Source organism: Hylemonella sp. P2_B10 (assembly GCF_056404875.1).
Genome location: NZ_JBFUDE010000001.1, coordinates 48,160 through 74,663, shown reverse-complemented (window position 1 = coordinate 74,663; position 26,504 = coordinate 48,160). Strand labels below are relative to the sequence as shown.

The 26,504-nt window shown below is 64.3% G+C and carries 24 protein-coding genes; 13 read left to right on the top strand and 11 right to left on the bottom strand.

Going from position 1 to position 26,504, the window contains the following annotated elements:
- Positions 1-13 precede the first annotated feature (13 nt).
- The 3 genes from AC1DX2_RS00315 to AC1DX2_RS00305 all read right to left on the bottom strand — a co-directional run bounded on the left by AC1DX2_RS00315 (position 14) and on the right by AC1DX2_RS00305 (position 1,793).
- Positions 14-679 carry a hypothetical protein gene (locus tag AC1DX2_RS00315; protein WP_477194288.1) on the bottom strand — a complete coding sequence of 222 codons (666 nt, stop codon included), beginning with the start codon at positions 677-679 and terminating at the stop codon, positions 14-16.
- A 101-nt stretch (positions 680-780) separates the two neighbouring features.
- Positions 781-1,167 (bottom strand): hypothetical protein, encoded by a 387-nt coding sequence (locus tag AC1DX2_RS00310; RefSeq protein ID WP_477194287.1) that lies wholly within the window; start codon positions 1,165-1,167, stop codon positions 781-783.
- Positions 1,168-1,181: 14 nt separating this feature from the next.
- Positions 1,182-1,793 (bottom strand): cation efflux transmembrane domain-containing protein, encoded by a 612-nt coding sequence (locus tag AC1DX2_RS00305; protein WP_477194286.1) that lies wholly within the window; start codon positions 1,791-1,793, stop codon positions 1,182-1,184.
- A gap of 77 nt (positions 1,794-1,870) precedes the next feature.
- On the opposite strand from AC1DX2_RS00305, the gene AC1DX2_RS00300 reads away from it, so the two are divergent.
- Positions 1,871-2,266 (top strand): Cd(II)/Pb(II)-responsive transcriptional regulator, encoded by a 396-nt coding sequence (locus AC1DX2_RS00300; RefSeq protein WP_477194285.1) that lies wholly within the window; start codon positions 1,871-1,873, stop codon positions 2,264-2,266.
- Here AC1DX2_RS00300 and AC1DX2_RS00295 read toward each other — a convergent pair.
- Both AC1DX2_RS00295 and AC1DX2_RS00290 read right to left on the bottom strand, forming a co-directional pair.
- Entirely contained in the window at positions 2,263-2,724 is a 462-nt protein-coding gene (locus tag AC1DX2_RS00295) for an EVE domain-containing protein (RefSeq protein ID WP_477194284.1), read from the bottom strand. The genes AC1DX2_RS00300 and AC1DX2_RS00295 overlap by 4 nt on opposite strands.
- 15 nt (positions 2,725-2,739) lie before the next feature.
- Positions 2,740-3,327, bottom strand: a complete 588-nt coding sequence (locus AC1DX2_RS00290) for a C40 family peptidase (RefSeq protein WP_477194283.1) — start codon at positions 3,325-3,327, stop codon at positions 2,740-2,742.
- A 236-nt stretch (positions 3,328-3,563) separates the two neighbouring features.
- On the opposite strand from AC1DX2_RS00290, the gene AC1DX2_RS00285 reads away from it, so the two are divergent.
- The gene (locus AC1DX2_RS00285; RefSeq protein ID WP_477194282.1) at positions 3,564-4,247 is read left to right on the top strand and encodes a TetR/AcrR family transcriptional regulator; all 684 of its coding nucleotides are present in this window, start codon (positions 3,564-3,566) and stop codon (positions 4,245-4,247) included.
- Between the two features lie 49 nt (positions 4,248-4,296).
- Complete coding sequence (locus AC1DX2_RS00280) at positions 4,297-4,908, top strand: isochorismatase family protein (RefSeq protein WP_477194281.1); 612 nt, start codon at positions 4,297-4,299, stop codon at positions 4,906-4,908.
- Positions 4,909-5,313: 405 nt separating this feature from the next.
- Here AC1DX2_RS00280 and lpdA read toward each other — a convergent pair whose 3' ends face one another.
- The 4 genes from lpdA to aceE form a co-directional block, all read right to left on the bottom strand.
- Positions 5,314-7,167 carry a dihydrolipoyl dehydrogenase gene (gene lpdA / locus AC1DX2_RS00275; protein ID WP_477194280.1) on the bottom strand — a complete coding sequence of 618 codons (1,854 nt, stop codon included), beginning with the start codon at positions 7,165-7,167 and terminating at the stop codon, positions 5,314-5,316.
- 75 nt (positions 7,168-7,242) lie between these two features.
- Positions 7,243-7,827: an MFS transporter gene (locus AC1DX2_RS00270; RefSeq protein ID WP_477194279.1), complete on the bottom strand. Its 585-nt coding sequence runs from the start codon at positions 7,825-7,827 to the stop codon at positions 7,243-7,245.
- A complete protein-coding gene (aceF, locus tag AC1DX2_RS00265) occupies positions 7,824-9,503 on the bottom strand; it encodes a dihydrolipoyllysine-residue acetyltransferase (RefSeq protein WP_477194278.1) in 1,680 nt (559 codons plus the stop codon). Before aceF ends, AC1DX2_RS00270 begins: the two co-directional genes overlap by 4 nt.
- A gap of 40 nt (positions 9,504-9,543) precedes the next feature.
- A complete protein-coding gene (aceE, locus tag AC1DX2_RS00260; protein WP_477194277.1) occupies positions 9,544-12,249 on the bottom strand; it encodes a pyruvate dehydrogenase (acetyl-transferring), homodimeric type in 2,706 nt (901 codons plus the stop codon).
- 195 nt (positions 12,250-12,444) lie between these two features.
- On the opposite strand from aceE, the gene AC1DX2_RS00255 reads away from it, so the two are divergent.
- From AC1DX2_RS00255 to AC1DX2_RS00210, 10 genes are all read left to right on the top strand, one after another.
- Positions 12,445-14,991, top strand: coding sequence for a PAS domain-containing sensor histidine kinase (locus AC1DX2_RS00255; RefSeq protein WP_477194276.1), 2,547 nt, complete (start codon positions 12,445-12,447; stop codon positions 14,989-14,991).
- A gap of 3 nt (positions 14,992-14,994) precedes the next feature.
- On the top strand, positions 14,995-15,621 hold the full coding sequence (locus tag AC1DX2_RS00250) for a response regulator transcription factor (RefSeq protein ID WP_477194275.1): 627 nt from the start codon (positions 14,995-14,997) through the stop codon (positions 15,619-15,621).
- Between the two features lie 60 nt (positions 15,622-15,681).
- Positions 15,682-16,533, top strand: coding sequence for a bifunctional methylenetetrahydrofolate dehydrogenase/methenyltetrahydrofolate cyclohydrolase FolD (gene folD, locus AC1DX2_RS00245; RefSeq protein ID WP_477194274.1), 852 nt, complete (start codon positions 15,682-15,684; stop codon positions 16,531-16,533).
- Between the two features lie 45 nt (positions 16,534-16,578).
- Positions 16,579-18,654 carry a M3 family metallopeptidase gene (locus AC1DX2_RS00240; RefSeq protein ID WP_477194273.1) on the top strand — a complete coding sequence of 692 codons (2,076 nt, stop codon included), beginning with the start codon at positions 16,579-16,581 and terminating at the stop codon, positions 18,652-18,654.
- Positions 18,655-18,687: 33 nt separating this feature from the next.
- Positions 18,688-19,338, top strand: coding sequence for a glutaredoxin family protein (locus AC1DX2_RS00235; RefSeq protein WP_477195728.1), 651 nt, complete (start codon positions 18,688-18,690; stop codon positions 19,336-19,338).
- A gap of 217 nt (positions 19,339-19,555) precedes the next feature.
- Entirely contained in the window at positions 19,556-20,080 is a 525-nt protein-coding gene (locus AC1DX2_RS00230) for a hypothetical protein (protein ID WP_477194272.1), read from the top strand.
- A gap of 326 nt (positions 20,081-20,406) precedes the next feature.
- Positions 20,407-20,796, top strand: coding sequence for a DUF4145 domain-containing protein (locus tag AC1DX2_RS00225; protein ID WP_477194271.1), 390 nt, complete (start codon positions 20,407-20,409; stop codon positions 20,794-20,796).
- A 65-nt stretch (positions 20,797-20,861) separates the two neighbouring features.
- Positions 20,862-21,734: an AbiJ-NTD4 domain-containing protein gene (locus AC1DX2_RS00220; protein WP_477194270.1), complete on the top strand. Its 873-nt coding sequence runs from the start codon at positions 20,862-20,864 to the stop codon at positions 21,732-21,734.
- Positions 21,735-21,878: 144 nt separating this feature from the next.
- Positions 21,879-22,622, top strand: a complete 744-nt coding sequence (locus AC1DX2_RS00215) for an abortive infection family protein (RefSeq protein WP_477194269.1) — start codon at positions 21,879-21,881, stop codon at positions 22,620-22,622.
- A complete protein-coding gene (locus tag AC1DX2_RS00210) occupies positions 22,606-23,154 on the top strand; it encodes an N-acetyltransferase family protein (protein WP_477194268.1) in 549 nt (182 codons plus the stop codon). Before AC1DX2_RS00215 ends, AC1DX2_RS00210 begins: the two co-directional genes overlap by 17 nt.
- 94 nt (positions 23,155-23,248) lie before the next feature.
- Here AC1DX2_RS00210 and AC1DX2_RS00205 read toward each other — a convergent pair whose 3' ends face one another.
- Complete coding sequence (locus tag AC1DX2_RS00205; protein ID WP_477194267.1) at positions 23,249-24,466, bottom strand: MFS transporter; 1,218 nt, start codon at positions 24,464-24,466, stop codon at positions 23,249-23,251.
- A gap of 211 nt (positions 24,467-24,677) precedes the next feature.
- The gene (locus AC1DX2_RS00200; RefSeq protein ID WP_477194266.1) at positions 24,678-26,435 is read right to left on the bottom strand and encodes a bifunctional protein-serine/threonine kinase/phosphatase; all 1,758 of its coding nucleotides are present in this window, start codon (positions 26,433-26,435) and stop codon (positions 24,678-24,680) included.
- Positions 26,436-26,504 lie beyond the last annotated feature (69 nt).

Genomic DNA, 26,504 nt, shown 5'->3' with positions numbered 1-26,504 from the left:
TGAAAAACTCCGATCAAAAGATGTACATGAAATTGGCGCGGGCCTGGCGTGCGGTGTTGACGCCCAACTCAATGAAGTAGCGGTTGTGGATCAGCCGCAGCATGGGCGTCACCTCGGTCTGGCCAGAGAGGCCCCGCATGCGGCGCACTTCCAGGATGAACCACGGCTGCACCTGGTCGTAGTCCACCTCGTAGAACGAAAAGCCCAGCCGCGCGCTGGCAAAGTCGTGCCGCAGCCCCTCGGCCCGGTAAAGCCGGGTGAAGGCTGATGCGTAGATGCGGGTGGTCTCATAGTCCACCTGCACGCCCGGCGCCAGCAGGGCCTTGTGGCCGGCGAAATCGTTGCCCGTCACATCACCCACACCGGCCACCAGCCAGATGTTGGCCTGCGCCTGCGGCAGGTTCCAGCGGCTCAGCAGCCGGGTGTAGGTGGTCTCCACCAGCTGGCGCTCGCGCCGGCCGTCGTCCGAACGCATGACCAGCGCGCCCACGCCCAGCGCGTCACGCGGGGTCAACGCGTAGTTGACAAACAGCTCTTGCCAATTGGGCGAAAAGTCGCCCATGCTCATCCAGCTGTCCTTGAATCCCATGGGGCCGGCCTGGGCCGGCGCGATCAGGGCCAGTACGCCGGCCACCAGCAATGTGGGCCAGCGCCATCGCCGTCGAATGTGTGTTTCCAATCTGAATCTCCGTGAAGCCGGCCAAGCCACAGAGCCGCGGCCGGCGAATGCAACGCGCGCCCGCCACGCAAGCGTGCAGGCGCACCAGGGCTAACGGGGATTCAGCGAATGGGTGGCTCGGCCAGCCGCACCAGCTCAGCGCTGGCAAATGGCGTGGCGTCCAGCACCGGCGGCGCCGGCGCCAGCAGCACAGAGGCCTGGGCCGGCGGCAGCGGCATGGCGGCCATCGCCATGCACAGCTGGCAGGCCTGGCAGCCCATGCCATGCGGCTGGCCCGCCTGGCCTGACGTGGCCTTGGCCAGCATCATGGGGCAGTCTGCCGGCATGGCGGCGTCGGCATCGGCCTGCGCCGTGTCGCCCGCCTGCGCGGCCACGGCAGCGGCCAGCTCCTGCTGGGCCATGCCCACGGCCATGCGCTGCCCGGCCCAGGTGTGCACGTGCAGCAGCAGGATCATCAGGATAACGAGCAGGCGGCGCATAGCGCCCATGATACCAACCCTGCTCAGTGCGCGTGCTGAAGCTCCGCCTTCGCATGCCGCAGCACCGTCGACGCCCCCGTGATGGCCAGCACCGCCATGAACAGCGCCACCATCAGGTCCGGCCACGCGCTGCCGGTGCCAAACACCCCCAGCGCGGCCAGGCCGACTGCGACATTGCCGATGGCGTCATTGCGCGAGCAAATCCACACCGAGCGCATGTTGGCGTCACCGGCGCGAAAGGCGTAGAGCATCACGGCCACGCCGCCGTTGGCCACCAGGGCGGCAAGCGCCACCACGCCCATGGTGGCGGGCTCGGGCGCCGTGCCGGCATGCAGCGCCCAGGCCGCCCGGCCCAGCACCAGCACGCCAAAGGCCCCCATGCACGCCGCCTTGACCATGGCCGCGCGCGAACGCACCGCCAACGGCATGGCCAGCACGGCCAAGGAGAGCGCGTAGTTGGCCGCGTCGCCAAAAAAGTCGATGGCGTCCGCCAGTAGCGACACCGAGCCAGAACTGACACTGGCCGCGATCTCCACCGCGAACATCGCCGCATTCACCACCAGGGCGATCCACAGCGCCCGGCGAAAGCGGGGGTCCACAGCGGGTTGGGTAGGTGCGCAGCACGATGCAGACATGGGTATCTCCTTGAACAAGTGGCTGGTTGGGATTGGAAACCCTATAGTCGCTACAAGGTCAAACCGTAAGGGCAATCATGAAAATCAGCGAACTGGCGGCGGCCACGCAGTGCGACGTGCAGACCATCCGCTACTACGAGCGCGAAGGCCTGCTGAGCGAGCCGGCGCGCACCGACAGCGGCTACCGCGACTATGGCGCCGAGCACCTGGCGCGCCTGCAGTTCATCCGCCATTGCCGCGCGCTGGACATCCCGTTGGCCGAGGTGCGCGAACTGCTGGGCTTTGCGCAGTCGCCCCGCGAATCCTGCGCGGCCACCAACGACCTGCTGGACAACCACATCGCCCGGGTGAATGAGCGCATCAAGAGCCTGCAGTACCTGAAGCGGGAGTTGACGGCCTTGCGCGCCTGCTGCGATGGCACGCGGGACAAGCCGTGCGCGATCATTGCGTCCTTCGAAGGAGCGATCAGCTAAGCCAGCATGCGCTCGATCAGCTTCCAGTGCGCCGGCTCCACCGGCGTGATGGACAGCCGGTTGCCCCGGCGCAGCAGGATCATGTCGGCCAGCTCGGGCGTGTCGCGCAGCTCGGGCAGGCCCAGCAGCCGGGTCTTGCGCGTGGCCTGCACGTCCAGCAACAGCCAGCGCGGCGCTTCGGGCTTGGAAGCTGCGTCGTAGTAAGGGGACTTCTTGTCGAACTGCGTCGGGTCGGGCCGGGTGGCTGAAGCCACGCGAGCAAAACCCACGACGCCGGGCTGCGGGCAGCTGGAGTGGTAGAACAGCACGCCGTCACCCACCTGCATGTCATCGCGCATGAAATTGCGCGCCTGGTAGTTGCGCACGCCGGTCCAGGGCACGGTGTGCTTGGGGGCGGCCAATGCGTCGTCGATCGAGCACTCTTCGGGCTCAGATTTCATCAGCCAATAGCGGCCCATGGAGGTCGGGGGGCTTCAGTTGCCGGAAGCGCCGGCTTCGGTGTCGGTGGCCGCAGCCGGCTGGCCCGGGGCGGCGGTGTCGGTGGCGTCCAGGCGGCGTGCGCCGTCGAAACGCCGCGTCCAATAGGCCACGCGCATGTCTTCCACCCGCACGGCTGCGCCGGGCTTGGGCGAGTGGATGAACTTGCCGTCACCCACATAAATGCCCACATGGCTGAAGGCGCGGCGCATGGTGTTGAAAAACACCAGGTCGCCCGGCTGCAAGTCGTCGCGCTTGATCTTCTGGGTCAGGGCGGCCTGCTGTTCCGCCTTGTGCGGCAGCACCAGGCCCGACACCTGTTCGTACATGGCGCGCACAAAGCCGCTGCAGTCAAAGCCGGTTTCCAGGCTGCTGCCGCCACGCTTGTAGGGCACGCCCAGGAAACCCATGGAGGTGATGACCAGGTCTGCCGCCTTGTTGCTGACGCTCTGGCGCACCTGGTCCAGCTTGGTGATCAACCCCTTGGTAGAGAGGAAGTTGCCCAGGTCGTCTGGCGTGCCGGCCGGCGCTGCGTGCGCAGACGCACACACGGCAAGCAGGGCAGCGACCAGGGTTTTTCGCATGGGACGCAGCATATAGGCAGGGTGCGGGCGGTGTCAAGCTGATGTTACAAATGAAGTATCTTATTTAAGCAGTTGATATGTAAAGATTTTTACCCATTTTAGAAAACTGCGATTATTTCATTGGCAATTTTGTTCTCAAAATTAATCATTGTTTAATTTTTATGTCGTTGGATGAAATTTTAAAGAAGCCTGCAAGGTTTTGATGGCCGAACTGGCGCCACGCTATAGTTGCGGCCATGCACGCCAAGCTACAGCGCAAGAAAATCATCACAGAGACCCGCCGCGGCCTGATGCTGGATGCCGCCCGTTCGGCCCTGGCCGAACTGGGCATGGATGGCGCCAACATCCGCGAGATCGCCAAACGGGCCGGTTACACACCCGGCGCCTTGTACTCGTATTTCGACAGCAAGGAGGCGATTTTTGGCGCCCTGCTGGCCGAGTCTCTGGAGCGGCTGGCGGCCGCCATGAACCACGCCAAGGTCGTCAAGGGCCAGCCGGCCCGCACCCTGCAGGCCAAGGCCCTGGCCTGGTTTGGCTTCTACGAGGCCAACCCTAAGGAACTGGACTGGCTGCTTTACCTGCTGCGCGACGAGCGTGACCTGGCTGCCGCCAAGCCGGACTGGGAGCCGCTGAGAGCCAGTCTGCAACAACTGCTCAACCCCTGGGAGGTGGCGCTGGCCGCACTGGGTTTGAGCACCGCCGACGCCCAGCGCGAAAAAGCCGCGCTGTTTGCCCAGGGCGTGGGTTTGCTGATGCTGCACCGCAGCGCCCGACTGGCGCTGCTGCCGGTACCGGCCGAAACGCTGTTCAAACGCTGCGTGGACCAGCTGATCGCCCGCTGCGCGCCGCTGCTGAACCTGACCGAAACCGACACCGAAGCGGCGCCAGCACCGCAGGTCGACATGTTCGGCATGCCGTGAACCACCGGCCAAGCCCTGACCAAACAACCCGAATCCGGAGACTTTCCCCATGCTGATCGATGCCGAAGAGTGCCAACTGGTGCTGGTGGACTACCAGGAACGGCTGCTGCCCGCCCTGTTCGAAGGCCCGCAGGTGCTGGCCAATGCCGTGCGCCTGGCGCAGATGGCTAAAGCGCTGCGCGTGCCGCTGTGGGGTACCGAGCAAAACCCGTCCAAGCTGGGCCCCACGCCGCCCGAACTGCGCACCCTGGGCAAGCAGTGGCTGGCCAAGATGCATTTCAGCGCTGTGGAGGAAGGCCTGGGCGAATCGCTGCGGCCCGAAGTGGCCAACACGGCAGCGCCGCGTGGCAATGCCCGCAGCCTGCCCAAGCACCTGCAAAAGCCCCAGCAGGAAGCGCCGGCGCGGAACAGCATCGTGCTGGCCGGCTGCGAGGCCCATGTGTGTCTGTTGCAGACGGCGCTGGACCTGCTGGAAGACGAGTTCGACGTCTGGGTGGTGACCGATGCCTGCAGCTCGCGCACCGAGCGCAACCGCGATGCTGCGTTTGACCGGCTGGCCGGCGCGGGGGCTGAGCTCGTCTCCACTGAAATGGTGGCGTTTGAGTGGCTGCGGACTGCTGAGCATCCTCTGTTCAAAGAAGTGCAGGGCTTGATCAAGTAGCCGACCGCCCGCCGCAAATTGGCGAACTTCCGACGCCGCCGGTGCACGTGACTCCGCGAATGTCCCCCGGGCCTTCGGCCCTCCTCCTTGATTTCGCTACGTCACGCGCCCCAGCGACATCGGGGCCGTTGGCACGCGCAACGCTGAAATGCCGGAACACCAACCCCGTTCGCGGGATCAGGTCGTCATGGCATTAGGCGCAGCGGCATCAAGGAGGAGGCCCGCAGGGCCGGGGCTGAAGCCCGCGGCTCACAGCCTGCCTGCGCAGGCCGGGACAGGCTGAAGAGCCATGGCCTCTGGCCATCGGCCTGTCCAGCCGCGGAGCCGAGTGCCGTGGGGGCCTGATCCCTGCCAACTCATTTGCGCGAAAGGGCTTCGACAGGCTCAGCCCGAACGAAGCAGGTCTCAGCCCACTTTACGCACCGGCGGCACATCCGTGCAGCTGCCATGCGCCACCTCAGCCGCCATACCCAGCGACTCGCCCAGCGTCGGGTGCGGGTGGATGGTCTGGCCAATGTCCACTGCGTCGGCGCCCATTTCGATGGCCAGTGCGATTTCGCCGATCATGTCGCCTGCATGCGTGCCGACGATGCCGCCGCCCAGGATGCGGCCGTGGCCGTGCGCCTCGGGGGAGTCGTCGAACAGCAGCTTGGTGAAGCCCTCGTCACGGCCATTGGCAATCGCGCGGCCGGAGGCGTTCCAGGGGAACAGACCCTTCTTCACCTTGATGCCCTGCGCCTTGGCCTGGTCCTCGGTCAGGCCCACCCAGGCCACTTCGGGGTCGGTGTAGGCCACGCTGGGGATCACGCGGGCGTTGAAGGCGCTGGCGGCCAGCTCCTTGTCACCCTTCAGCTCGCCGGCAATCACCTCGGCCGCCACGTGGCCCTCGTGCACCGCCTTGTGCGCCAGCATGGGCTGGCCAATGATGTCGCCGATGGCAAAGATGTGCGGCACGTTGGTGCGCATCTGGATGTCGACGTTGATGAAGCCGCGCTCCGTCACCGCCACGCCGGCCTTGTCGGCGCCAATCTTCTTGCCATTGGGCGTGCGGCCCACGGCCTGCAGCACCAGGTCATAGGTCTGCGGCGGCGGCGCGCTGCCACCCTCCTCCGCGCTGGCAAAGGTCACCTCGATGCCAGCCGGCGTGGCCTTGGCCGCCACCGTCTTGGTCTTCAGCATGATGTTGTCAAAGCGCGGCGCGTTCATCTTCTGCCACACCTTGACCAGGTCGCGGTCGGCGCCCTGCATCAGGCCGTCCAGCATTTCCACCACGTCCAGGCGCGCGCCCAGGCTGCTGTAGACCGTGCCCATCTCCAGGCCGATGATGCCGCCGCCCAGAATCAGCATGCGCTTGGGCACCTCGCTCAGGTTCAAGGCGCCGGTGCTGTCCACCACGCGCGGGTCTTCCGGCATGAAGGGCAGGCGCACCGCCTGCGAGCCGGCGGCGATGACGCAGCGCTGGAAGGCGATAACCTGGGTCTTGCCGGTCTTGTCCTGCGCAGCGCCGCTGGTCTCTTCCACCTGCAGGTGGTTGGCGCCGGCAAAGCTGCCGTAGCCGCGCACCACCGTCACCTTGCGCATCTTGGCCATCATGGTCAGGCCGCCGGTCAGCTTGCCCACCACCTTGTCCTTGTGCGCGCGCAGCTTGGGCACGTCCAGCGTGGGCGCGCCAAAGCTGACGCCCAGGGCGTCAAAGTGCTTCACCTCGTCCATCACCGCCGCCACATGCAGCAGCGCCTTGGACGGGATGCAGCCCACGTTCAGGCACACGCCACCCAGCGTGGCATAACGCTCCACCAGGATGACCTTCAGCCCCAGGTCGGCGGCGCGGAAGGCGGCCGAATAGCCACCGGGGCCACCCCCCAGCACCAGCAGGTCGCATTGCTGGTCAGCAGTGCCGGCGAATTGGGCGGCCGGTGCGGCGGCGACAGCGGGTGCCGCTGCCGCAGCGCTGGTCGGGGCCGGCGCGGATGGCGCTGGCGCGGGAGCAGCAGGCGCTGGCGCAGCCGCTGCCGCCCCGGCTGCAGCCTCCAGCACCAGGATCACCGATCCCTCGCTCACCTTGTCACCCAGCTTGACCTTCAGTTCCTTCACCACGCCGGCGGCTGAGGACGGGATTTCCATCGACGCCTTGTCGCTCTCCACCGTGATCAGGCTCTGCTCGGCGGCAACCGTGTCGCCGGGCTTGACCAGCAGCTCGATCACTGCCACTTCGGTGACGTCGCCGATGTCGGGTACCTTGATGTCCATCAGGGCCATGTGCTTGTCTCTTTCGTTTGGTTCTAGTCAGTTGAGGACAGAGGTCCGCTTCGCTTCGGTCTGTCCCGCAAGCTCTCAGGATTTCAGCTTCACGGTGAACACTTCCACCGGGCCGTCCGAATTCTTGTCAAACGCGCAGCCGGCATTCAGCCCGGCCAGCGCCACTTCCTTGGCGGTCTTGGCCTTGTCCCAGACCGCGTGCATGGCGCCCAGCGCAAAGCTGCGCCCCGACCCAATGCCCCAGAACTCCCGGAAGTCAAACACCTCGCGGTAGCTGTACAGGCCATAGATGCCAGTGGCGTTCGCAATCACCACGGTGAACTGGCTGGACTCATACGGGTCGTTGTCGTCTTCCTTGGTCTGCAGGAAGAAGGTCTCCTTCAGCAGTGGGTGCAGACGGGTGAAGGTGTCAAACACCTCGTCCCGGCTCCCCAGCAGCAACTGCTCCTTGGGCAGCGCCACCATGGCCTTGCGCAGCACCGGAAAGTGCGCCACCGTGCCAGCCACGCCCACATAGCTGGGGCCGGTGGGCGTGTTCACCTTGAACAGCTTGCTGTTGCTCTCGAAGCGGTTGGCCAGCCGGGTGTCGCCGAAGGTCACCAGCGTGTCCGCGGCAATGGCCACCTGGCCGGCTTTTTTGACGACGACGACCGTGGTCACAGGAGCACCCGGCGGAAGTCGGCCAGGATCTGGCCCAGGTAGACGTTGAAGCGCGCGGCGGACGCGCCGTCGATCACGCGGTGGTCCCAGCTCAGGCTCAACGGCAGCATCAGGCGCGGCGCAAAGGCCTTGCCGTCCCACACCGGTTGCGTGCTGGACTTGCACACGCCCAGGATGGCCACCTCGGGCGCGTTGATGATGGGTGTGAAATAGGTGCCGCCAATCCCGCCCAGCGAGCTGATGGAGAAGCACCCGCCACTCATCTCGGCCGGGCTCAGCTTGCCCTCGCGCGCCTTCTTGGCCAGCTCGCCCATTTCGGTGGAGATCTGGAAGATGCCCTTCTTGTCGGCATCCCTCAGCACCGGCACCATCAGGCCGTTGGGCGTGTCGGCGGCAAAGCCGATGTGGAAGTACTGCTTGTAGACCAGTTGGTCACCGTCCAGCGAGGCGTTGAACTCGGGGAATTTTTTCAGCGCCGCCACGCAGGCCTTGATCAAAAAGGCCAGCATGGTCACCTTGATGCCGCTCTTCTCGTTCTCCTTGTTCAGCTGTACGCGGAAGGCTTCCAGCTCGGTGATGTCGGCGTCGTCGTGGTTGGTGACGTGCGGGATCATCACCCAGTTGCGGTGCAGGTTGGCCCCGCTGATCTTCTTGATGCGGCCCAGGTCCTTGCGCTCCACGGCGCCGAACTTGGTGAAGTCCACCTTCGGCCAGGGCAGCAGGCCCAAGGCCGCGCCATCGGCACCGCCGCCAGCAGCGGCCGGCTTGGCGCCCATGGCCTTGGTGTTGGCGGTGCCAGCCATCACCGCCTTGGTGAAGCTCTGCACGTCGTCCTGCGTGATGCGGCCCTTGGGGCCGCTGCCTTTGACCTCGGCCAGCGGCACGCCCAGCTCGCGCGCGAACTTGCGCACCGAGGGCGACGCATGAGGTAGGCCCAGCGTGGGAGCGTTGGGGTCGTGGGCCGCCACTGCGGCGGCGGGCGCAGCACTGGCCGGCGCGGAAGCTGCCGCTGGCGCAGGTGCCGCCGCAGCAGCAGACGCCGCTGGTGCGGCAACAGCCGTGGCGGGCGCAGCACCACCGGCCACACCCTCCAGCATCGCCACCAGGTCCCCAATGTTGACCTTGTCGCCAATCTTGACCTTCAGCTCCTTGACCACGCCGGTGGCGGACGACGGAATCTCCATCGACGCCTTGTCGCTTTCCACCGTGATCAGGCTCTGCTCCGCCTTCACCGTGTCGCCGGGCTTCACCAGCAGTTCGATGACGGCCACGTCCTTGAAGTCGCCAATGTCGGGCACGCGCACTTCCACCGGACCGGCGGCCGCAGCGGGGGCGGCAGCCGGGGCGGATGCGGCCGGCGCCGGGGCTGCTGCGGGAGCGGCAGCGGGCGCTGCGCCAGCCGGGGCCGCAGCAGGCGCCGGCGCGGCAGCCGCACCGCCAGCGCTTTCCAGCACCAGCACCACCGAGCCTTCGGCCACCTTGTCACCCAGCTTGATCTTCAGCTCCTTGACCACGCCTGCGGTGGAGGACGGAATCTCCATCGACGCCTTGTCCGATTCCACCGTGATCAGGCTCTGCTCGGCCTTCACCGTGTCACCCGGCTTTACCAGCAGCTCAATCACCGTGACCTCGCTGAAGTCCCCAATGTCGGGGACCTTGACTTCTACCAATGCCATAGTCTTGTCTCTCTTGTTGTGGGTTGTGGTCAGGCCTGCATCAAGCGTACAGCGGGTTGACCTTGTCAGCGTCAATGCCGTATTTGGCAATCGCCTCAGCCACCTTGGCCACCGGCAGCGTGCCCTCTTCGGCCAGGGCTTTGAGCGCCGCCACCACGATGTAGTGCCGGTTGATCTCGAAATGCTCGCGCAGGCGGCTGCGGAAGTCGCTGCGGCCAAAGCCGTCGGTGCCCAGCACCTTGTAGGTGCGGCCCTTGGGGATGAACAGGCGAATCTGCTCGGCGTAGGCCTTCATGTAGTCGGTGGACGCGATCACCGGGCCGGTGTGCTTGTCCAGCTGCTGGGCCACGAACGACTGGCGCGCCGGTTCGGTGGGGTGCAGCAGGTTCCAGCGTTCGCAGTCCTGGCCGTCGCGCGCCAGCTCGTTGAAGCTGGGGCAGCTCCACACGTTGGCGGCCACGCCCCAGTCCTTTTCCAGCAGGGCCTGCGCGGCGATGGACTCGCGCAGGATGGTGCCGCTGCCCAGCAGCTGCACGCGCGGCGTCAGCTTCGGGCCTTGCTTGCACAAGTACATACCCTTGATGATCTGCTCTTCGGTGCCTTCGGTCAGGCCCGGCATGGGGTAGTTCTCGTTCAGCAGCGTCAGGTAGTAATAGACGTTGTCCTGCTTTTCCACCATGCGCTTCAAGCCATGGTGCAGGATCACGCCCACCTCGTGCGCAAACGTGGGGTCGTAGCTGATGCAGTTGGGGATGGTGCCGGCCAGGATGTGGCTGTGGCCGTCCTCATGCTGCAGGCCCTCGCCGTTCAGCGTCGTGCGCCCCGACGTGCCGCCCAGCAGGAAGCCGCGTGCCTGCATGTCGCCAGCCGCCCAGGCCAGGTCGCCAATGCGCTGGAAGCCGAACATCGAGTAGTACACATAGAACGGCACCATGATGCGGTTGCTGGTGCTGTAGCTGGTGGCCGCGGCAATCCAACTGCTCATGCCGCCGGCCTCGTTGATGCCCTCTTGCAGGATCTGCCCGCCCTTGTCTTCCTTGTAGTACATCACCTGGTCTTTGTCGACCGGGGTGTACTGCTGGCCGGCCGGGTTGTAGATGCCGACCTGGCGGAACAAGCCCTCCATGCCAAAGGTGCGCGCCTCATCCACCAGGATGGGCACCACACGCGGGCCCAGCGCCTTGTCGCGCAGCAGCTGCGTCAAAAAGCGCACGTAGGCCTGCGTGGTGGAGATTTCGCGCCCCTCGGCCGTGGGCTCCAGCACCGCCTTGAAGGTGTCCAACGAGGGCACCGTGAACTGCTCGTCCGCCTTCACCCGGCGGTGCGGCAGGTAGCCGCCCAGCGCCTTGCGGCGCTCGTGCAGGTACTTCATCTCCGGCGTGTCGTCGGCCGGCTTGTAGAACGGCAGACTGGCGATCTGGCTGTCGGGGATGGGGATGTTGAAGCGGTCACGGAAGGTCTTGATGTCCTCGTCCGTCAGCTTCTTGGTCTGGTGCACGGTGTTCTTGCCCTCGCCGATCTTGCCCATGCCGAAGCCCTTGACGGTCTTGATCAGCAGCACGGTGGGCTGGCTCTTGTGGTTGACCGCCTTGTGGAAGGCCGCATAGACCTTCTGCGGGTCGTGGCCGCCACGGCGCAGGTTCCAGATGTCGTCGTCGCTCATCTTGGACACCATCTCCAGCGTCTTAGGATGGCGGCCGAAGAAATGCTTGCGCACGTAGGCACCGTCGTTGGCCTTGAAAGCCTGGTAGTCGCCGTCCAGCGTGTCCATCATGATCTTGCGCAGGGCGCCGTCCTTGTCGCGCGCCAGCAGCGGGTCCCAGTTGCTGCCCCACAGCAGCTTGATGACGTTCCAGCCGGCGCCGCGGAACTCGCTCTCCAGCTCCTGCACGATCTTGCCGTTGCCGCGCACCGGGCCGTCCAGCCGCTGCAGGTTGCAGTTGACGACGAAGATCAGGTTGTCCAGGTTCTCGCGCGCCGCCAGGCCAATGGCGCCCAGCGACTCCACCTCGTCCATCTCGCCGTCGCCGCAGAACACCCACACCTTGCGGTTTTCGGTGTTGGCAATGCCGCGCGCGTGCAGGTACTTCAGGAAGCGCGCCTGGTAGATCGCCATCAGCGGCCCCAGGCCCATGGAAACGGTGGGGAACTGCCAGAACTCGGGCATCAGCTTGGGGTGCGGGTAGCTGGACAAGCCCTTGCCCTGCACCTCCTGGCGGAAGTTGACCAGCTGCTCCTCGGTCAGCCGGCCTTCCAGGTAGGCCCGGGCATAGACGCCGGGCGACACGTGGCCTTGTATATAGATGCAGTCGCCGCCGTGGTTCTCACTCTCGGCATGCCAGAAGTGGTTGAAACCGGCGCCAAACAGGTTGGCCAGCGAGGCGAACGAGCCGATGTGGCCGCCCAGGTCGCCACCGTCCTCGGGGTTGTGGCGGTTGGCGCGCACCACCATGGCCATGGCGTTCCAGCGCATGTAGGCGCGCAGGCGCTCCTCGATGTCGATGTTGCCGGGGCAGATTTCCTCTTGCTCCGGCTCGATGGTGTTCACATAACCGGTGTTGGCCGAGAACGGCATGTCGATGCTGTGCTGGCGGGCATGCTCCAGCAGTTGCTCCAGCAGGAAGTGGGCGCGCTCGGGGCCTTCGCTTTCGATCACGGCGGACAGCGCGTCCATCCATTCGCGGGTTTCCTGGCTGTCCACATCATTGGCGGCAGAACCGAACAGGTTCTCGGGTACGGCTGACATGTTTGTTGTCTCCTCGTCGGGGGTTTCGTAATTTAGTACGGTGCACCTAGTTTCTCACAAATTATTTGAAATTTCAAATACTGCATAGTGTTTTTATATTATGAAATCATTAACCCCGTCGGATGGCGACCTGCTTGTCCGGTCACTTGGCGTGAACAAGCTGCCATGCGACCGCCCCTCCTCTAAACTCCAGGGGTGCGCCAACCCTCCAACCTGAACCTGCCCAACCCGCTGGACCTGCCTGCGGTGGCGCGTGCGCGCCATTGGTGGAACCGGCTGGCACCGCAGCGCCAGGACCGCTATGCCGTGCTGGCGCCGCTGGCGGCGGTGCTGCTGTTCCTGGCGGCCATCGTGGCGGCCTTCATGTACCTGCGGCTGGAAGAAATCGACCGCGAGCAGGAGGCGGTGAAGCGCGACGTGGAATACACCCAGCAGCGCCTGCGCTTGCGGCTGCTGGAGCGCCAGGAGCAGCTGATGCGCATTGCGCGCGAGGTCTCCAACCGCGAGCTGGACGCCGAAGAGTTCCAGAACCGCGCCGAATCCCTGGTGGTGCAATACCCCGAGCTGCAATCCTTAAGCTGGATAGACGCCCGGCGCAAGATCAAGGCCGCCTACGGCAACGCCAACCTGCCGCCCAGCCAGCTGCGCAAGGTGGGCGACACGCTGAAGGTGGGCGACACCGAAAGCGCCTTCGGCCTGGCGCGCGACCTGCAGCAGCCGGTCTACCTGCAGCGCCCCGCCGCCGCCGAGGTGATGGCGCCGCTGCAGTTGCAGATTCCGCTGTCCGACAAGGCCCGCTTTGCCGGCGTGGTGCTGGCTGAGTTTTCGGTCGACGGGCTCTACCGCTACGGCGTGCCCTCCGAGGTGGCGGCGCGCTACGCGGTGTCGCTGCTGGACTCGGCCGGCCAGCTGCTGGCTGGTGTCAGCATCCCCGCGCGCAGCCCGGCCAGCAACCTGCTGCCCTGGACGCCGCCGGCCAACGACTACGAAATGCCCGTGGCCCCGGTGGGCAACGGCCTGGTGGTGCGCGCCCAGGGCTACCGCACCTCGCTGGGCGTGGTGGGCAGCGGCCTGTTCTGGCTGATGAGCGCGCTGTCAGGCATGACGGCCTGGATGCTGATCGCCAACTTCCGCCACACCCGGCGGCGCAACCAGGCGCAGCAGGCGCTGGTTGTGGAGACCAACTTCCGCCGCGCGATGGAAAACTCCATGGCCACCGGCATGCGCGCGCTCGATCTGCAAGGGCGCATCACCTATGTCAACGCCGCCTTCTGCCAGATGACCGGCTGGAGCGAGAGCGAGCTGGTGGGCCGCACCGCCCCCTTCCCCTACTGGCCGGAGGAAGAAGTCGAGCTGCTGAGCTCACGGCTGGACGACGAGCTCAACGGCCGCACCCCGCCAGGCGGCTTCCAGGTGCATGTGAAGCGCAAGGGCGGCAGCCGCTTTGACGCCCGGCTGTACGTGTCGCCGCTGATCGACGCCAAGGGCCAGCAGACCGGCTGGATGACCTCGATGACCGACATCACCGAGCCGAACCGGGTGCGCGAGCAGTTGTCGGCCTCTTACGAGCGCTTCACCACCGTGCTGGAGGCGCTGGACGCCTCGGTGTCGGTGGCGCCGCTGGGCAGCGATGAGCTGCTGTTCACCAACAAGCTGTACCGCCTGTGGTTCAACGGCCTGCCCGCCGGCCACCTGCGCATGGCCACGCGCGCCGGCATGCCGGCCCCCAGCACCAACGACGAGTCGCTGGACAACGTGGACTCCTTCGTCGGCATGCCCACCGACACGCTGGCCGACACCGAAACCGAGAGCGCCGAAATCTTCCTGCCCGAGCTGGGCAAGTGGCTGGAGGTGCGCATGCGCTACCTGAGCTGGGTGGACGGCCGCCTGGCGCAGATGGTGATTGCCACCGACATCACGCCGCGCCGCCTGGCGCAGGAGCAGTCCGCCGCGCAGGCCGAGCGCGCACGCAACGCCAGCCGCCTGATCACCATGGGCGAGATGGCCTCCAGCGTGGCGCACGAGCTGAACCAGCCGCTGACCGCCATCAACAACTACTGCAACGGCATGATCTCGCGCATCAAGGGCAAGCAGATCACCGAGGAGGACCTGCTCGGCGCGCTTGAGAAAACCGCGCGCCAGGCGCACCGCGCCGGCCAGATCATCCAGCGCATACGCTCGTTCGTGAAGCGCAGCGAGCCCAACCGCACGCTGTCCGAGGTGCCGGCACTGGTGGAAGAAGCCGTGGAGCTGGCCGAGATCGAGTTCCGCCGCCACAACGTGCGCCTGTCCCACTACGTGGCGGCGCGCCTACCGCGCATGCTGGTGGACCCGATCCTGATCGAGCAGGTGCTGGTCAATCTGCTGCGCAACGCCGCCGAATCCATCGACGAGCGGCAGCGCCCGCCGGCTGAGCGCAATGTGGAGCTGCGCGTGGTGCCACGCCAGATGGACGGCAAGCCGGTGATTGAATTTGCCGTGCAAGACACCGGCAGCGGCCTGGCGCCCGAGGTGATGAGCCGGCTCTACGAGGCCTTCTATTCCACCAAGGCCGACGGCATGGGCATCGGCCTGTCGTTGTGCCGATCCATCGTCGAGTCACATCAGGGCCGGATCAAGGCGGAGAACCTCTACAATGGTCCGGAAGTGGCGGGGTGCCGGTTCTCCTTCTGGATCCCCCTGCCCGACACGGCGCCCGCACAGGCCGCGCCACAACCCCAACGACAGGAAACCCCGGGATAAGGCATGAGTTTGATTCCAAAAAAGGGCACGGTGTATGTGGTGGACGACGACGAGGCGGTACGCGACTCGTTGCAGTGGCTGTTGGAAGGCAAGGACTACCGGGTGCGCTGCTTCGACTCGGCCGAGTCCTTCCTCAGCCGCTACGACGCCCGCGAGGTGGCCTGCCTGATCGTCGACGTGCGCATGAGCGGCATGACCGGCCTGGAGCTGCAAAACCGCCTGCTCGAGAACAACTCCCCGCTGCCCGTGGTCTTCATCACCGGCCACGGCGACGTGCCCATGGCGGTGGACACCATGAAGAAGGGCGCGATGGACTTCATCCAGAAGCCCTTCAAGGAAGACCAGCTGGTCAGCCTGGTGGAGCGCATGCTGGAGCACGCCAAGAGCACTTTTGCCGACTCGCAACTGGCCGCCAGCCGCGACGCCCTGCTGTCCAAGCTGACGGTGCGCGAATCGCAGGTGCTGGAGCGCATCGTCGCCGGCCGGCTGAACAAGCAGATCGCCGACGACCTGGGCATCAGCATCAAGACGGTGGAGGCACACCGCGCCAACATCATGGAAAAGCTGAACGCCAACACCGTGGCCGACCTGCTGAAGATCGCCTTGGGGCAGAACGCCGCCAAGGCCTGAACCGCTACCTAACCGCCCGCTGACTGCGGTGAGCGGGCGTTACTGAAAAAGAACGCACGCATGACCGCCCAAATCATCGACGGCAACCAGGTTGCCAAAACCCTCCGCGCCGAAGTGGCGCAGCGCACTGCCGCGCTGAAGGCCAAAGGCACCACCCCCGGCCTGGCCGTGATTTTGGTCGGCGAAGACCCGGCCAGCCAGGTCTACGTCGGCAAGAAGGTGCAGGCCTGCGCTGACGCCGGCCTGCACTCGGTGCTGGAAAAGTACGACGCCACGCTGAGCGAGGCCGCCCTGCTGGCCCGGGTGGAGGCGCTGAACGCCGACCCCGCCATCCACGGCATCCTGGTGCAACTGCCTTTGCCCAAGCACATCGACGCGCAAAAGGTCATCGAGGCCATCTCACCGGCCAAGGACGTGGACGGCTTCCACATCGCCAGCGCCGGCGCACTGATGACCGGCATGCCCGGCTTCTGGTCGTGCACGCCCTATGGCTGCATCAAGCTGCTGGAGAGCACCGGCGTGCCGCTGAAGGGCAAGCACGCGGTGGTGATTGGCCGCAGCAACAACGTCGGCAAGCCCATGGCCCTGATGCTGCTGCAGAACAACTGCACCGTCACCATCTGCCACAGCGCCACGATCAACCTGGCCGCCCACACCCGCCAGGCCGACATCATCGTGGCGGCCGTGGGCCGGCGCAACACGCTGACGGCCGAAATGGTGAAGCCCGGCGCCATCGTCATCGACGTCGGCATGAACCGCAACGAGCAGGGCAAGCTGTGCGGCGATGTGGACTTTGCCGGCGTCAAGGACGTCGCCGGCTTCATCACCCCGGTGCCCGGCGGCGTGGGGCCGATGACGGTGACCATGCTGCTGGTCAACACGCTGGAATCTGCCGAGCGCCACGCCGGCTGAACTTTCCCCACCGCCCGCTTGTCCCAGTTGCAGGAGCCCTGCCCCATGAACCCCTTGCTGAATTTTGACGACCTGCCGCTGTTTGACCGGATTGCGCCTCAGCACGTGGCCCCGGCCATGGACCAGCTGCTGGCCGACGCCGAGGCCGCATTGGCCAAGGTGACTGAACCCGGCTTCCCCGCCGACTGGGCCGCCGTGGCCCGCACGCTGGACGTGGCCACCGAGCGCCTGGGCCGCGCCTGGGGCGCCGTGAACCACCTCAACAGCGTGGCCGACACGCCCGAGCTGCGCGCCGCCTACAACGAAGCCCTGCCGCGCGTGACCGAGTTCTGGACCCGCCTGGGCGCCGACGAGGCGCTGTATGCCAAGTACAAGGCCATGGACGTGGCCGCGCTGAACGCCGAGCAGCGCCAGGCGCACAAGAACGCCATGCGCAACTTCGTGCTGGGCGGCGCCGAGCTGCAGGGCGCCGCGCGCGAGCGCTTTGCCGCCATCCAGGAGCGGCAGGCCGAGGCCAGCCAGAAGTTCAGCGAAAACGCGCTGGACGCCACCGACGCCTATGCCTATTTCGCCACCGAGGACGAGATGGCCGGCGTGCCGGATGACGTGAAGCAGGCCGCGCTGGCCGCCGCCCAGGCCACCGGCCACGACGGCTACAAGCTGACGCTGAAAATGCCCTGCTACCTGCCGGTGATGCAGTTTGCCCACAGCAGCGCGCTGCGCGCCCGCTTGTACCGCGCCTACGTGACGCGCGGCTCGGACCAGGCCGAAGGCGACCTGAAGAAATATGACAACACCGCGCTGATCCACGAGATTTTGGCGCTGCGCCAGGAAGAGGCCAAGCTGCTGGGCTACAAGAACTTTGGCGAGCTGTCCCTGGTGCCCAAGATGGCGCAATCGCCCCAGCACGTGATCGACTTCTTGCGCGACCTGACCCGCCGCGCGAAGCCCTATGGCGAAAAAGACGTGGCCGACATGCGCGCCTTTGCCAAGGCCGAGCTGAAGCTGGACGCCCCCCAGCCCTGGGACTGGACCTATGTGGGCGAAAAGCTGAAGGAGTCACGCTACGCCTTCAACGAGCAGGAGGTCAAAGCGTACTTCACTGCGCCCAAGGTGCTGGCCGGGTTGTTCAAGATCGTCGAGACGCTGTTTGACGTGTCCATCAGCAAGGACAGTGCCCCCACCTGGAACCCGGCCGTGGAGTTCTACCGCATTGAGCGCCAGGTGCCCGCCACCGGCAGCGAACCTGCCCGCACCGCACTGGTCGGCCAGTTCTACCTGGACCCCGGCGCGCGCTCCGGCAAGCGCGGTGGCGCCTGGATGGACGACGTGCGCAGCCGCTGGCTGCGCCCGGACGACGGCCACCTGCAAACCCCGGTGGCGCACCTGGTGTGCAACTTTGCCGAAGGCGTGGTGGTGGATGGTGTGCGCCAGCCGCCGCTGCTGACGCATGACGACGTCATCACCCTGTTCCACGAATTCGGCCACGGCCTGCACCACCTGCTGTCGCAGGTGAACGAGCACGACGTGTCGGGCATCAGCGGCGTGGAGTGGGACGCGGTGGAACTGCCCAGCCAGTTCATGGAAAACTTCTGCTGGGAATGGGACGTGCTGCGCCACATGACCGCCCACGTGGACACCGGCGCCCCGCTGCCGCGCGCACTGTTCGACAAGATGCTGGCCGGCAAGAACTACCAGAGCGGCATGCAGACGCTGCGGCAGATCGAATTCGCGCTGTTTGACATGCTGCTGCACACCTCCGAGCACCCGCAGCAAGACTTCATGCCGCTGGCCGACGCTGTACGCCAAGAGGTGGCGGTGGTGCAGCCGCCGGCCTGGAACCGGGGCTTCCACACCTTCAGCCACATCTTTGCCGGCGGCTATGCGGCCGGCTACTACAGCTACAAGTGGGCCGAGGTGCTGAGCGCCGACGCCTATGCCGCCTTTGAGGAAACAGCGGGTAACGACGGCTTGCCAAACCCGCAAACCGGTAGAAAATATCGGCAGACGATACTGGAAGTGGGCGGCAGCCGTCCGGCGCTGGAGTCGTTCAAGGCGTTTCGCGGGCGCGAGCCCCAGCTGGACGCCTTGCTGCGCCACCAGGGCATGACTGACAGATAAGATCAAGATCTTGTTGAAGGGAAACAACGCATGATGAACAAGCAAGGCATGATGGTGGTGGGTGGGTTGCTGCTCGCATTGGCAGCCGCCAGCGCCCAGGCGCAAACCATCTACCGCATCGTGGGCCCGGACGGCAAGGTCACCTTCTCCGACAAGGCGCCGCCCGCCAGCGCCAAAGACAAGGCCGCCCCGGTCAGCACCGGCGCCGCCGCGGCGGCCGCATCGGCCTCCCTGCCCTATGAGCTGCGCCAGGTGGCCGGCAAATACCCGGTCACGCTGTACAGCGGCGACAACTGCGGCCCCTGCGGCGCCGGCCGCGCCATGCTGAGCAGCCGGGGCATCCCCTTTGTGGAACGCACCGTCAACACCGGCGACGACATCCAGGCCCTGCAACGCCTGACTGGCGACGCCTCGCTGCCGCTGCTGACCATTGGCAGCCAACAGCTGAAAGGCTATTCGGACGCCGAGTGGACGCAGTTTCTGGATGCGGCGGGTTACCCCAAGACATCCGGCCTGCCTGCGGGCTATCGCAACGGCGCGACTTCGCCGCTGGTGGCGGTGGCGCCCCGGCCGACGGAGACGGCTGCGGCTGCTCCGGCAGCGCAAGGCCGGGCGGCTGCGCCGGCGCCGCAGGCGCCTGTGCCTACGCGCAATGCGTCGAATCCGGCAGGGATCACGTTCTGATCTGAAGGGCGGCGCCCTGCCGCCAATCGCTGAATCGCACCGATTCAGTGCCAGATGCTGACCAAGATGCAGAAGGTGCAGCAAGGTCTTGGCATCTGCATCCTGGTAGATGACCTGTTGTGCGGTCGCACCGCTTTTCTGCCGCCATCATCCGAAGTGATGAGAAGTCAGGTTCAATGCAACCACCATTGGCCTGTCGCAAGGCTATAGTGACGATGTGGTCTTCTTACCTGATTTTTTCAATGCGATAACGGCGGAGCTGATTCGTACCGTTACTGGGCGTCTATTCACTGAAGCGCAAATTCGACAGGTTTCTACACACGCTGTCGGTAAATACTTTGTTGGTCTGCTGCCAGAACCAGCGGACGATCGCGCCGCACGTGAGCGAGTAGACGAAGCCCGTTCACACATTGCAAAAGCAAGTGAAATTATTTCCAAACTGCAGTTGGAACTGGGCTCTCAAACGCAGCAACTTGACCACGTGCTTGCCGAGATCGAGGAGAAAAAAAAGCTGGCTGAGAGATACGAAGTTCTGGCGAAGACTGGCCAAGCGCAGTTCGCTGCTTTCAAAACGGAAATGGAGAGCGCTCTTAAACAGGAACTCACCATCCAATCGGAGAAGGGAAAGGTTACACGTCGCCTAGCTTCGGGGGTCTTGTGGGTGATCACTCTAGTCCTTGGTGCAGCCCTTGGGTCATACTTCAAAGAAATACTCGCATGGCTTGTAAGGTTAGCGTCATAGCTTTTTCCAAGAAAACGCAACTCGCAAATTCATATCACTCAGAGAATCGAAAGTGATTTCACGCTGACATGACCGAGAAACTGCGCCGACACTTAGCTTTTTGCCCTCATTGCGGAAACACATCACCACAACGCGTGGTACTCACGCACACATACCACGATACATGGTACGGCAGCGACGGGAAACCCTGGGCGCCTGACGAGGGACCTGAGAGTGAAACCATCGTCTGCATCTGTGACACCTGTGAAGGAGTATTGCTCTACGATGGCGTTGCGTATATAGATTCAGGCCAATGGCCTGACCTGGGATACCCTCGTGACACAACGTTGCCCAAAGACGTACCAGCGTCGGTCCGAGAAATCTATGCTGAAGCCAGAGTTGTGAAGCAAAATGCTCCCAACGCTTTCGCAATGATGATACGGAAGGCGCTTGAAGCAATCTGCGATGATCGCGGCGCACCAGGAAGAACTCTTCAAGCCAGACTGAAGCATTTGACTCAAAAGGGAGAAGTGCCTCCTGTTCTGTCAGAGATGACTGATGTGCTGCGGATTGTCGGGAACACTGCAGCGCACGGCTCTCTTCAAGCGATTACGCAACCAATGACTTGGGCCATTGACGAGTTTTTCAGGGCAGTTGTCGAGTATGTATATATCGGCCCGAGCAAACTCACGGAATTTAAGAAGAAACTGGCAGCCACGAAGCAATCCAACCAATGATGTCGTCAATTTCATCTGCCTTGGTTGACCCGTCAAATGTAATCTGACAAACCACAGATAAAAAAATGCGCTTCTCCGCTCGACTTGCAGCAAGCAATGGAGCCCGTGCAATTATTCTTGAGGACGCGCCTCGTAAGACTCGCATCGGGTATATCAAAGGAATCTTGAGCGGCTTTGTCGGCACAAGCAGTGGTCGCTACAGTCAGAGTAACGAACCTCTGGACACACAGGAAACACACGAAGCATTCATCGCCCTGATTCGAGATGAATCCGATCCATGGGACTATGACTGCGAAAGCTCATGGGGCGCGCTAACGGAACACCTCAAAGATTGCGACTGGCCCGAGTTTTATGACTTTGTAGAGCTTGTTGGAACTCTTCTCCAAAAGAAGGACGATGAACTTCCCTTCAGTGAGACGGGGCACTTCAAGACATACGCCACCCGAGTGAACGCCTTATTTCAGGAGGATGGAATCGGATGGAATTTGAGTGATAAATCAGAGCTTGTCCGGCAAATGCCACGCTTGATTGGAAGCCGCGCTGTAGCCACAGAAGCGGCACTTAAGGATAAGTTTGCACCAGCCAGGATTCATTACCAAAAAGCCACGGCATATCTGTACCAACATCCCATAGATGAGGCAAATAGCATTAAGGAAATAATCAGTGCTGTTGAAAGTGTTGCACGAGTGCTCGCGCCAAAAGGCTCCACGCTTGGGGATGCAATTAAGACACTTCGACGAGACCCAAGATTCTCCCCGCATATGCTTGATGCCTTGGAGAAAGTCTATGCCTACGCGAACGCCACTCCGCAGGTTCGCCATGGTCATACCAGCGTTGGTAAACCCCAACTCGCAGAGGCTCAGCTAGCCCACACTCTAGGCATCGCTTATATTCTTTACCTTATCGAAACTGACGAAAAGCAACCCAAGTCCATTTGATTCCGATAAGTTGAGTCTTACCAGTGCGGTCTGCCTTGTCGCTGCCCCCGATTCCTTGCCTTATGAATTGCACCGGATCGTCATGCGGACGGAACTTGGGATGAATCCATAACTCGGAACAGCACCAACGTTAGGTCGCAAAAAGTGAACGAGCTTTTCGAACAAGTTGAGTCGCTTCAAGGCCTGCTTGTCTCGCACGCAACAGGCGGACAGGAAGACGAGGCGGAGTACACCCGATTGCGCCAGGCAGTACTTGCGCAAGCCGGACTTGAACCAATTGCTCCTCGCTTCCTTCGGACCTCACGCAGCTTGGGGCAGTTCTGGCAATTCATCAAAAACAAGTACGCAACCTATGCGGAGCGTCGGACCTACGTATGGGAAGAGTTCCGCCCTATGCTCGATTTGCTTGAGCGTGGTGGCCTCGCTCCATCAGATCAGCTTGTTACGGTCGCGATCGAGCGGTTTGACTCAGCCTACGTACAGGCGGCTTGGTCGAAAGCTTTGGATCGTCGCTCAACGGATCCAGAGGGCGCAATCACGATGGCTCGTACGCTATTGGAATCTGTTTGCAAGCACATTCTCGAAGAGGGCGAGATTAAATACGACGACAGCCCCGATATCAGCAAACTATACAAACAAACAGCAGAGCAACTCAATATTGCCCCAACGCAGCATACAGAGCAGGTCTTCAAGCAGATATTGGGGGGCTGTACCTCCGTCGTTGAGGGCTTGGGTGCTTTGCGAAATCGCCTCAGCGATTCCCATGGTCGAGGAAAGATCGGCGTCAAGCCGGCGGCGCGGCACGCCGAACTTGCAGTCAATTTGGCCGGAGCATTGGCCGTTTTTCTTCTCGCAACTTGGGAGGCTCGAAGTGAGGCTGCAACCTAACTTCAAAGTTACGCCTCATATTGTTCGAATCCGAGGCGCCCACGGGGAAGACTCCAACCGCCTCGCCGTCCTGGCCACCCAAGTCTGGCTGGACACCTACGCCACCGAAGGCATCACGGGTGACATCGCCCAGTACGTGCTGTCTGAGCTCACGCCTGAAAAGTACCTTGCGGCGCTGAATGATCCGGCAACCCATCTCTTCGTGGCCGAGCATGGCGAGAGCCTGGTGGGCCTTGCAACCGTCAAGTTCGGTGTGCCCTGTCCAACCGGGGCGAGTGCAGCAGCCGAATTGCAGACGCTCTATGTCCAGGAGCACTTCGCCGGTCGCGGCGTCGGCAAGCTGCTTCTCCAAGCCGCAGAGGCCAAGGCGCGCGAGCATGCAGGCTCTGCGTTGTGGCTGACGGTCAATGCCAAGAACGCCCGGGCCATCGCCTTCTATGCGCGCCAGGGCTATGCGAAGGTCGGCACGGCGTATTTCGTCCTGGGTGAGGGACGGCACGAAAACCATGTGCTCATTGGGTGTGATGCATGACACGTTGCCAAGATGCCCACCAACTTGCGCAAGTTTCCCAGCGTGAAAAACATGAGCCTCTTGGTGGATGGATGAGCACCTTGCCCAAGCCAGCTCAAGCCGCCACCCTCGCCCGCCCCCCCTTTTCCGCCCAGGTCCGCGTCCAGCGTATCTGCATGGTGCGCAGCATCACCAGCATCAGCACGGCCGCCAGCGCAAAACCCAGAAAGCCCCAGGCGAAGGTGCCGGTGTATTGCTTGGAGATGCCCATGGCGTTGGGCACCACGCCGCCGCCCAGGGCGCCTATTTCACCAATCATGGAGCCTGCCACGGCGGTGGTGGTGGGCCAGCGCAGCGGCACCAGTTGAAACACCGCGCCGTTGCCAGCGCCCAAGGCGGCAAAGCACAGCATGAACAGCAGCGTGGTGGCCGCCAGCGAGTGGGTGGCCAGGCCGCACAGCGCCAGCGACACGGCCACCACGCCCAACACGGCGGTGAGCGTGTTGACGCCGCCCCAGTGGTCTGACAACCAGCCACCGACGATGCGCAGCGCCGCGCCCAAAAAGGCCACCAGCATGGTCAGCTGCCCGGCCTGCACCTTGCTGACGCCAAACTGGTCGTAAAAATAGCTGGGCAGAAAGCTGGCCAGGCCGACAAAGCCGCCGAAGGTGACGACGTAGATCAGGCTGAAGGCCCAGCCGTCTTTCTCATACAGGCAGCTGATGTGGTCTTTCAGTTTGCCGTGGGGCGCCAGGTCTTGCGGCTCCTGGGCAAACACCACCATCACCGCGGCGGGCACGATCACGCTCAAGGCGGCAAAGCCATACACGGTTTGCCAGCCGTATTTTTGCGCCAGCAGCGGCGCGGCCAGCGCGGCAAAGGCGGTGCCCACATTGCCGGCGCCGACGATGCCCATGGCCAGGCCCTTGTAGCGCGGCGGGAAGGTGCCCGAGCCCAGCGACATGGCGACGCCAAAGCTGGCCCCGGCCACACCCAGCAGCACGCCCATGGCCAGGATGTCGCTGAAGGTCTGCACGTAGAAATAGCCATAGGCCATGGCGATGGCGATGCCGGCCATTTCCACCAGCGTGGCGTTCTTGCGGCCGATGTACTGCGCCAGCAACCCGAGCGGAAAGCGCAACAGCGCACCGGCAAAGATGGGGATGGACAGCATCAGCCCCTTTTGCGTGGGGGTGAGCTGCAGCGCCTCGCTGATGAAGGGCGCCATGCTGCCGTTGATGCTCCAGATGGCGAACGAGAACGCGAAATAGGTCAACGCGGCCCACAGCGTGGGGGCATGGCCGGCGTGCAGGAATTGGCGAAATTTGTTCATGGGACCTCGGGGCAAGGTTCAAACACGGGGAAACGCTGGAAGCTGCACCCCGGGGCCAGTGCCAGGGGTGGTGGGCATGCCGTGGGCATGCGGACGGCCCGGTGGCGTCGTTGCCAAGGGCTGCCGGGATGGCCGTCGTTGGCCATGTGCTGCAGTTATCTAGCAATGCCCGTGCCAAACACCGGTGGCCCGCGGTGGGCGCTGGCGCACCTTATTTGGGCAGAAACAGCAGCCAGTAAAGCAGGATGGCGTTGAACAGCAGGGAGACCGCCAGCGCCAGCTTCCACACCGCGCCGGGGTTGCGCCGCAGCAGCGGCGTGTGCTGGGGTGTAGGCAGCGGGCGGGCGGCGCCACGCTCCAGCGCCAGCAAAAACTCTTCGCCGGTCTCGAAGCGCTGGGCCTGGTCGCGCGCCACGGCTTTCAGAATCACATGGTCCAGCCAGATGGGGATGTCGGGCCGGTGCCGGCTGGGCGGCGTGGGGTCGCGGTGGTAGCGGCCCATCTGGTAGGGCAGCACCTCGCCATAGGGCAGCCGCCCGGTCAGCAGCTGGTAGAGGGTGACACCCAGCGCATACAGGTCGCTGCGGGCGTCGGGCAACTGCGGGGTGCCCTGCTCGTCGGACTTGGTGCTGTAGCCCCATTGCTCGGGGTTGATGTAGCTGGGCGTGCCGGCGTGCAGCGCGCGCGCGGCCGGCGGCTCGCGCCCGCTCAGGGCCACGCCCAGGTCAAGGATACGCAACACGCCGTCTTCGCCCTGGTGCAGGTTGCTGGGGTTCACATCGCGGTGCACCACGCCCTGGCGGTGCAGGCGCATCAGCCCCTTCAGCGCCTGGGTGGCCAGGCCCAGCAGCTGCGGCAGCTGCAGCGGGCCCTTGCGCGCCAGCCATTGGGCACAGGTTTCGCCGCCGTGCCAGTCATACAGCAGGTAGCAGGCGCTGAAAGGCGTGCCGTTGGGTGCGCGGTCATGCAGGTGCACCAGGTGGTCGGCGGCGCCAGAGTGGCGCATGCGCCGCGCCAGCCAGGCCTCGTGGGCCAGCATGTCGCGCTCCTGCGGGTCATTGGCGCGGGCGGGGTGCAATGTTTTGAGCGCATACAGCTTGCCGCTGGCCGGGTCGCGCACCTGGTAGAGCACATGCACGCCGTTGTCGGCCACGGTGGCGGTGACCATCAGGCCGTCCAGGCTGGCGCCTACCTTCAGCCGTGGCGGCACGGGCAGGCTCTTCATGCCCTGGCTTTCGTCGGCATAGCTGGGGTCCAGCAGGCCCAGCACGCGTATCACCAGCGCGGTCATGTTGTCCGTGCTGCTGGCGGCGCGGGCGGCGTCCACCAGCGCCTGGGCGGCCTGCTGTGCGCCAATGGGCTGCGCGCCGTCCTGCGCCAGCACCGCCTGGATGACGCCTGGCCCCAGACAGCCGTGCACGCCGTCGGTCAGCAGCACAAACACATCGCCCACCTGCACGTCGCCCTGCTGGTAGTCGACCACCACGCGGTCTTCATAGCCTATGGCGCGCAGCAGCTGGTGCTGGAAGTCGGGGTGCGGCACCACGTGGTCTTGCGTCATCTGCAGCAAGTCGCCCGCGCGCAGCAGGTAGGCGCGCGAATCGCCCACATGCGCCAGCGCGTATGACTGGCCGCGCAACACCAGCGCGGTCAGCGTGCTCATGCCTAAAGCGGGCGCGCGGCGGCGGTTGACGCCCGCCAGCCAGGCGTTTTGCGCCGAGATGATGCGGTCCAGCGCCACCGTGGTGTTCCAGGTCTCGGGGGTGCCGTAGTAGTCACGCAGCAGGCTGACCACGGTGGTCTGCGCCGCTTCGCGGCCCATGCCGCCGTGGCTCACGCCGTCGGCCACCGCAGCAATGGCGCCCATGCCAAGCTGGGTGGGCTCGGGCAGCATGGCGCCGCAAAAGTCCTCGTTGGTGTCCTTGGGCCCGGTGTGCGAGGTAAAGCCGATGTCTATTTCAAACGCCATGCACCAAGGGTAAGCAATTTCCAAGCCGACCGCCCGCTTTTGGTGCAATGCAGCATCCAGAGAGGCATG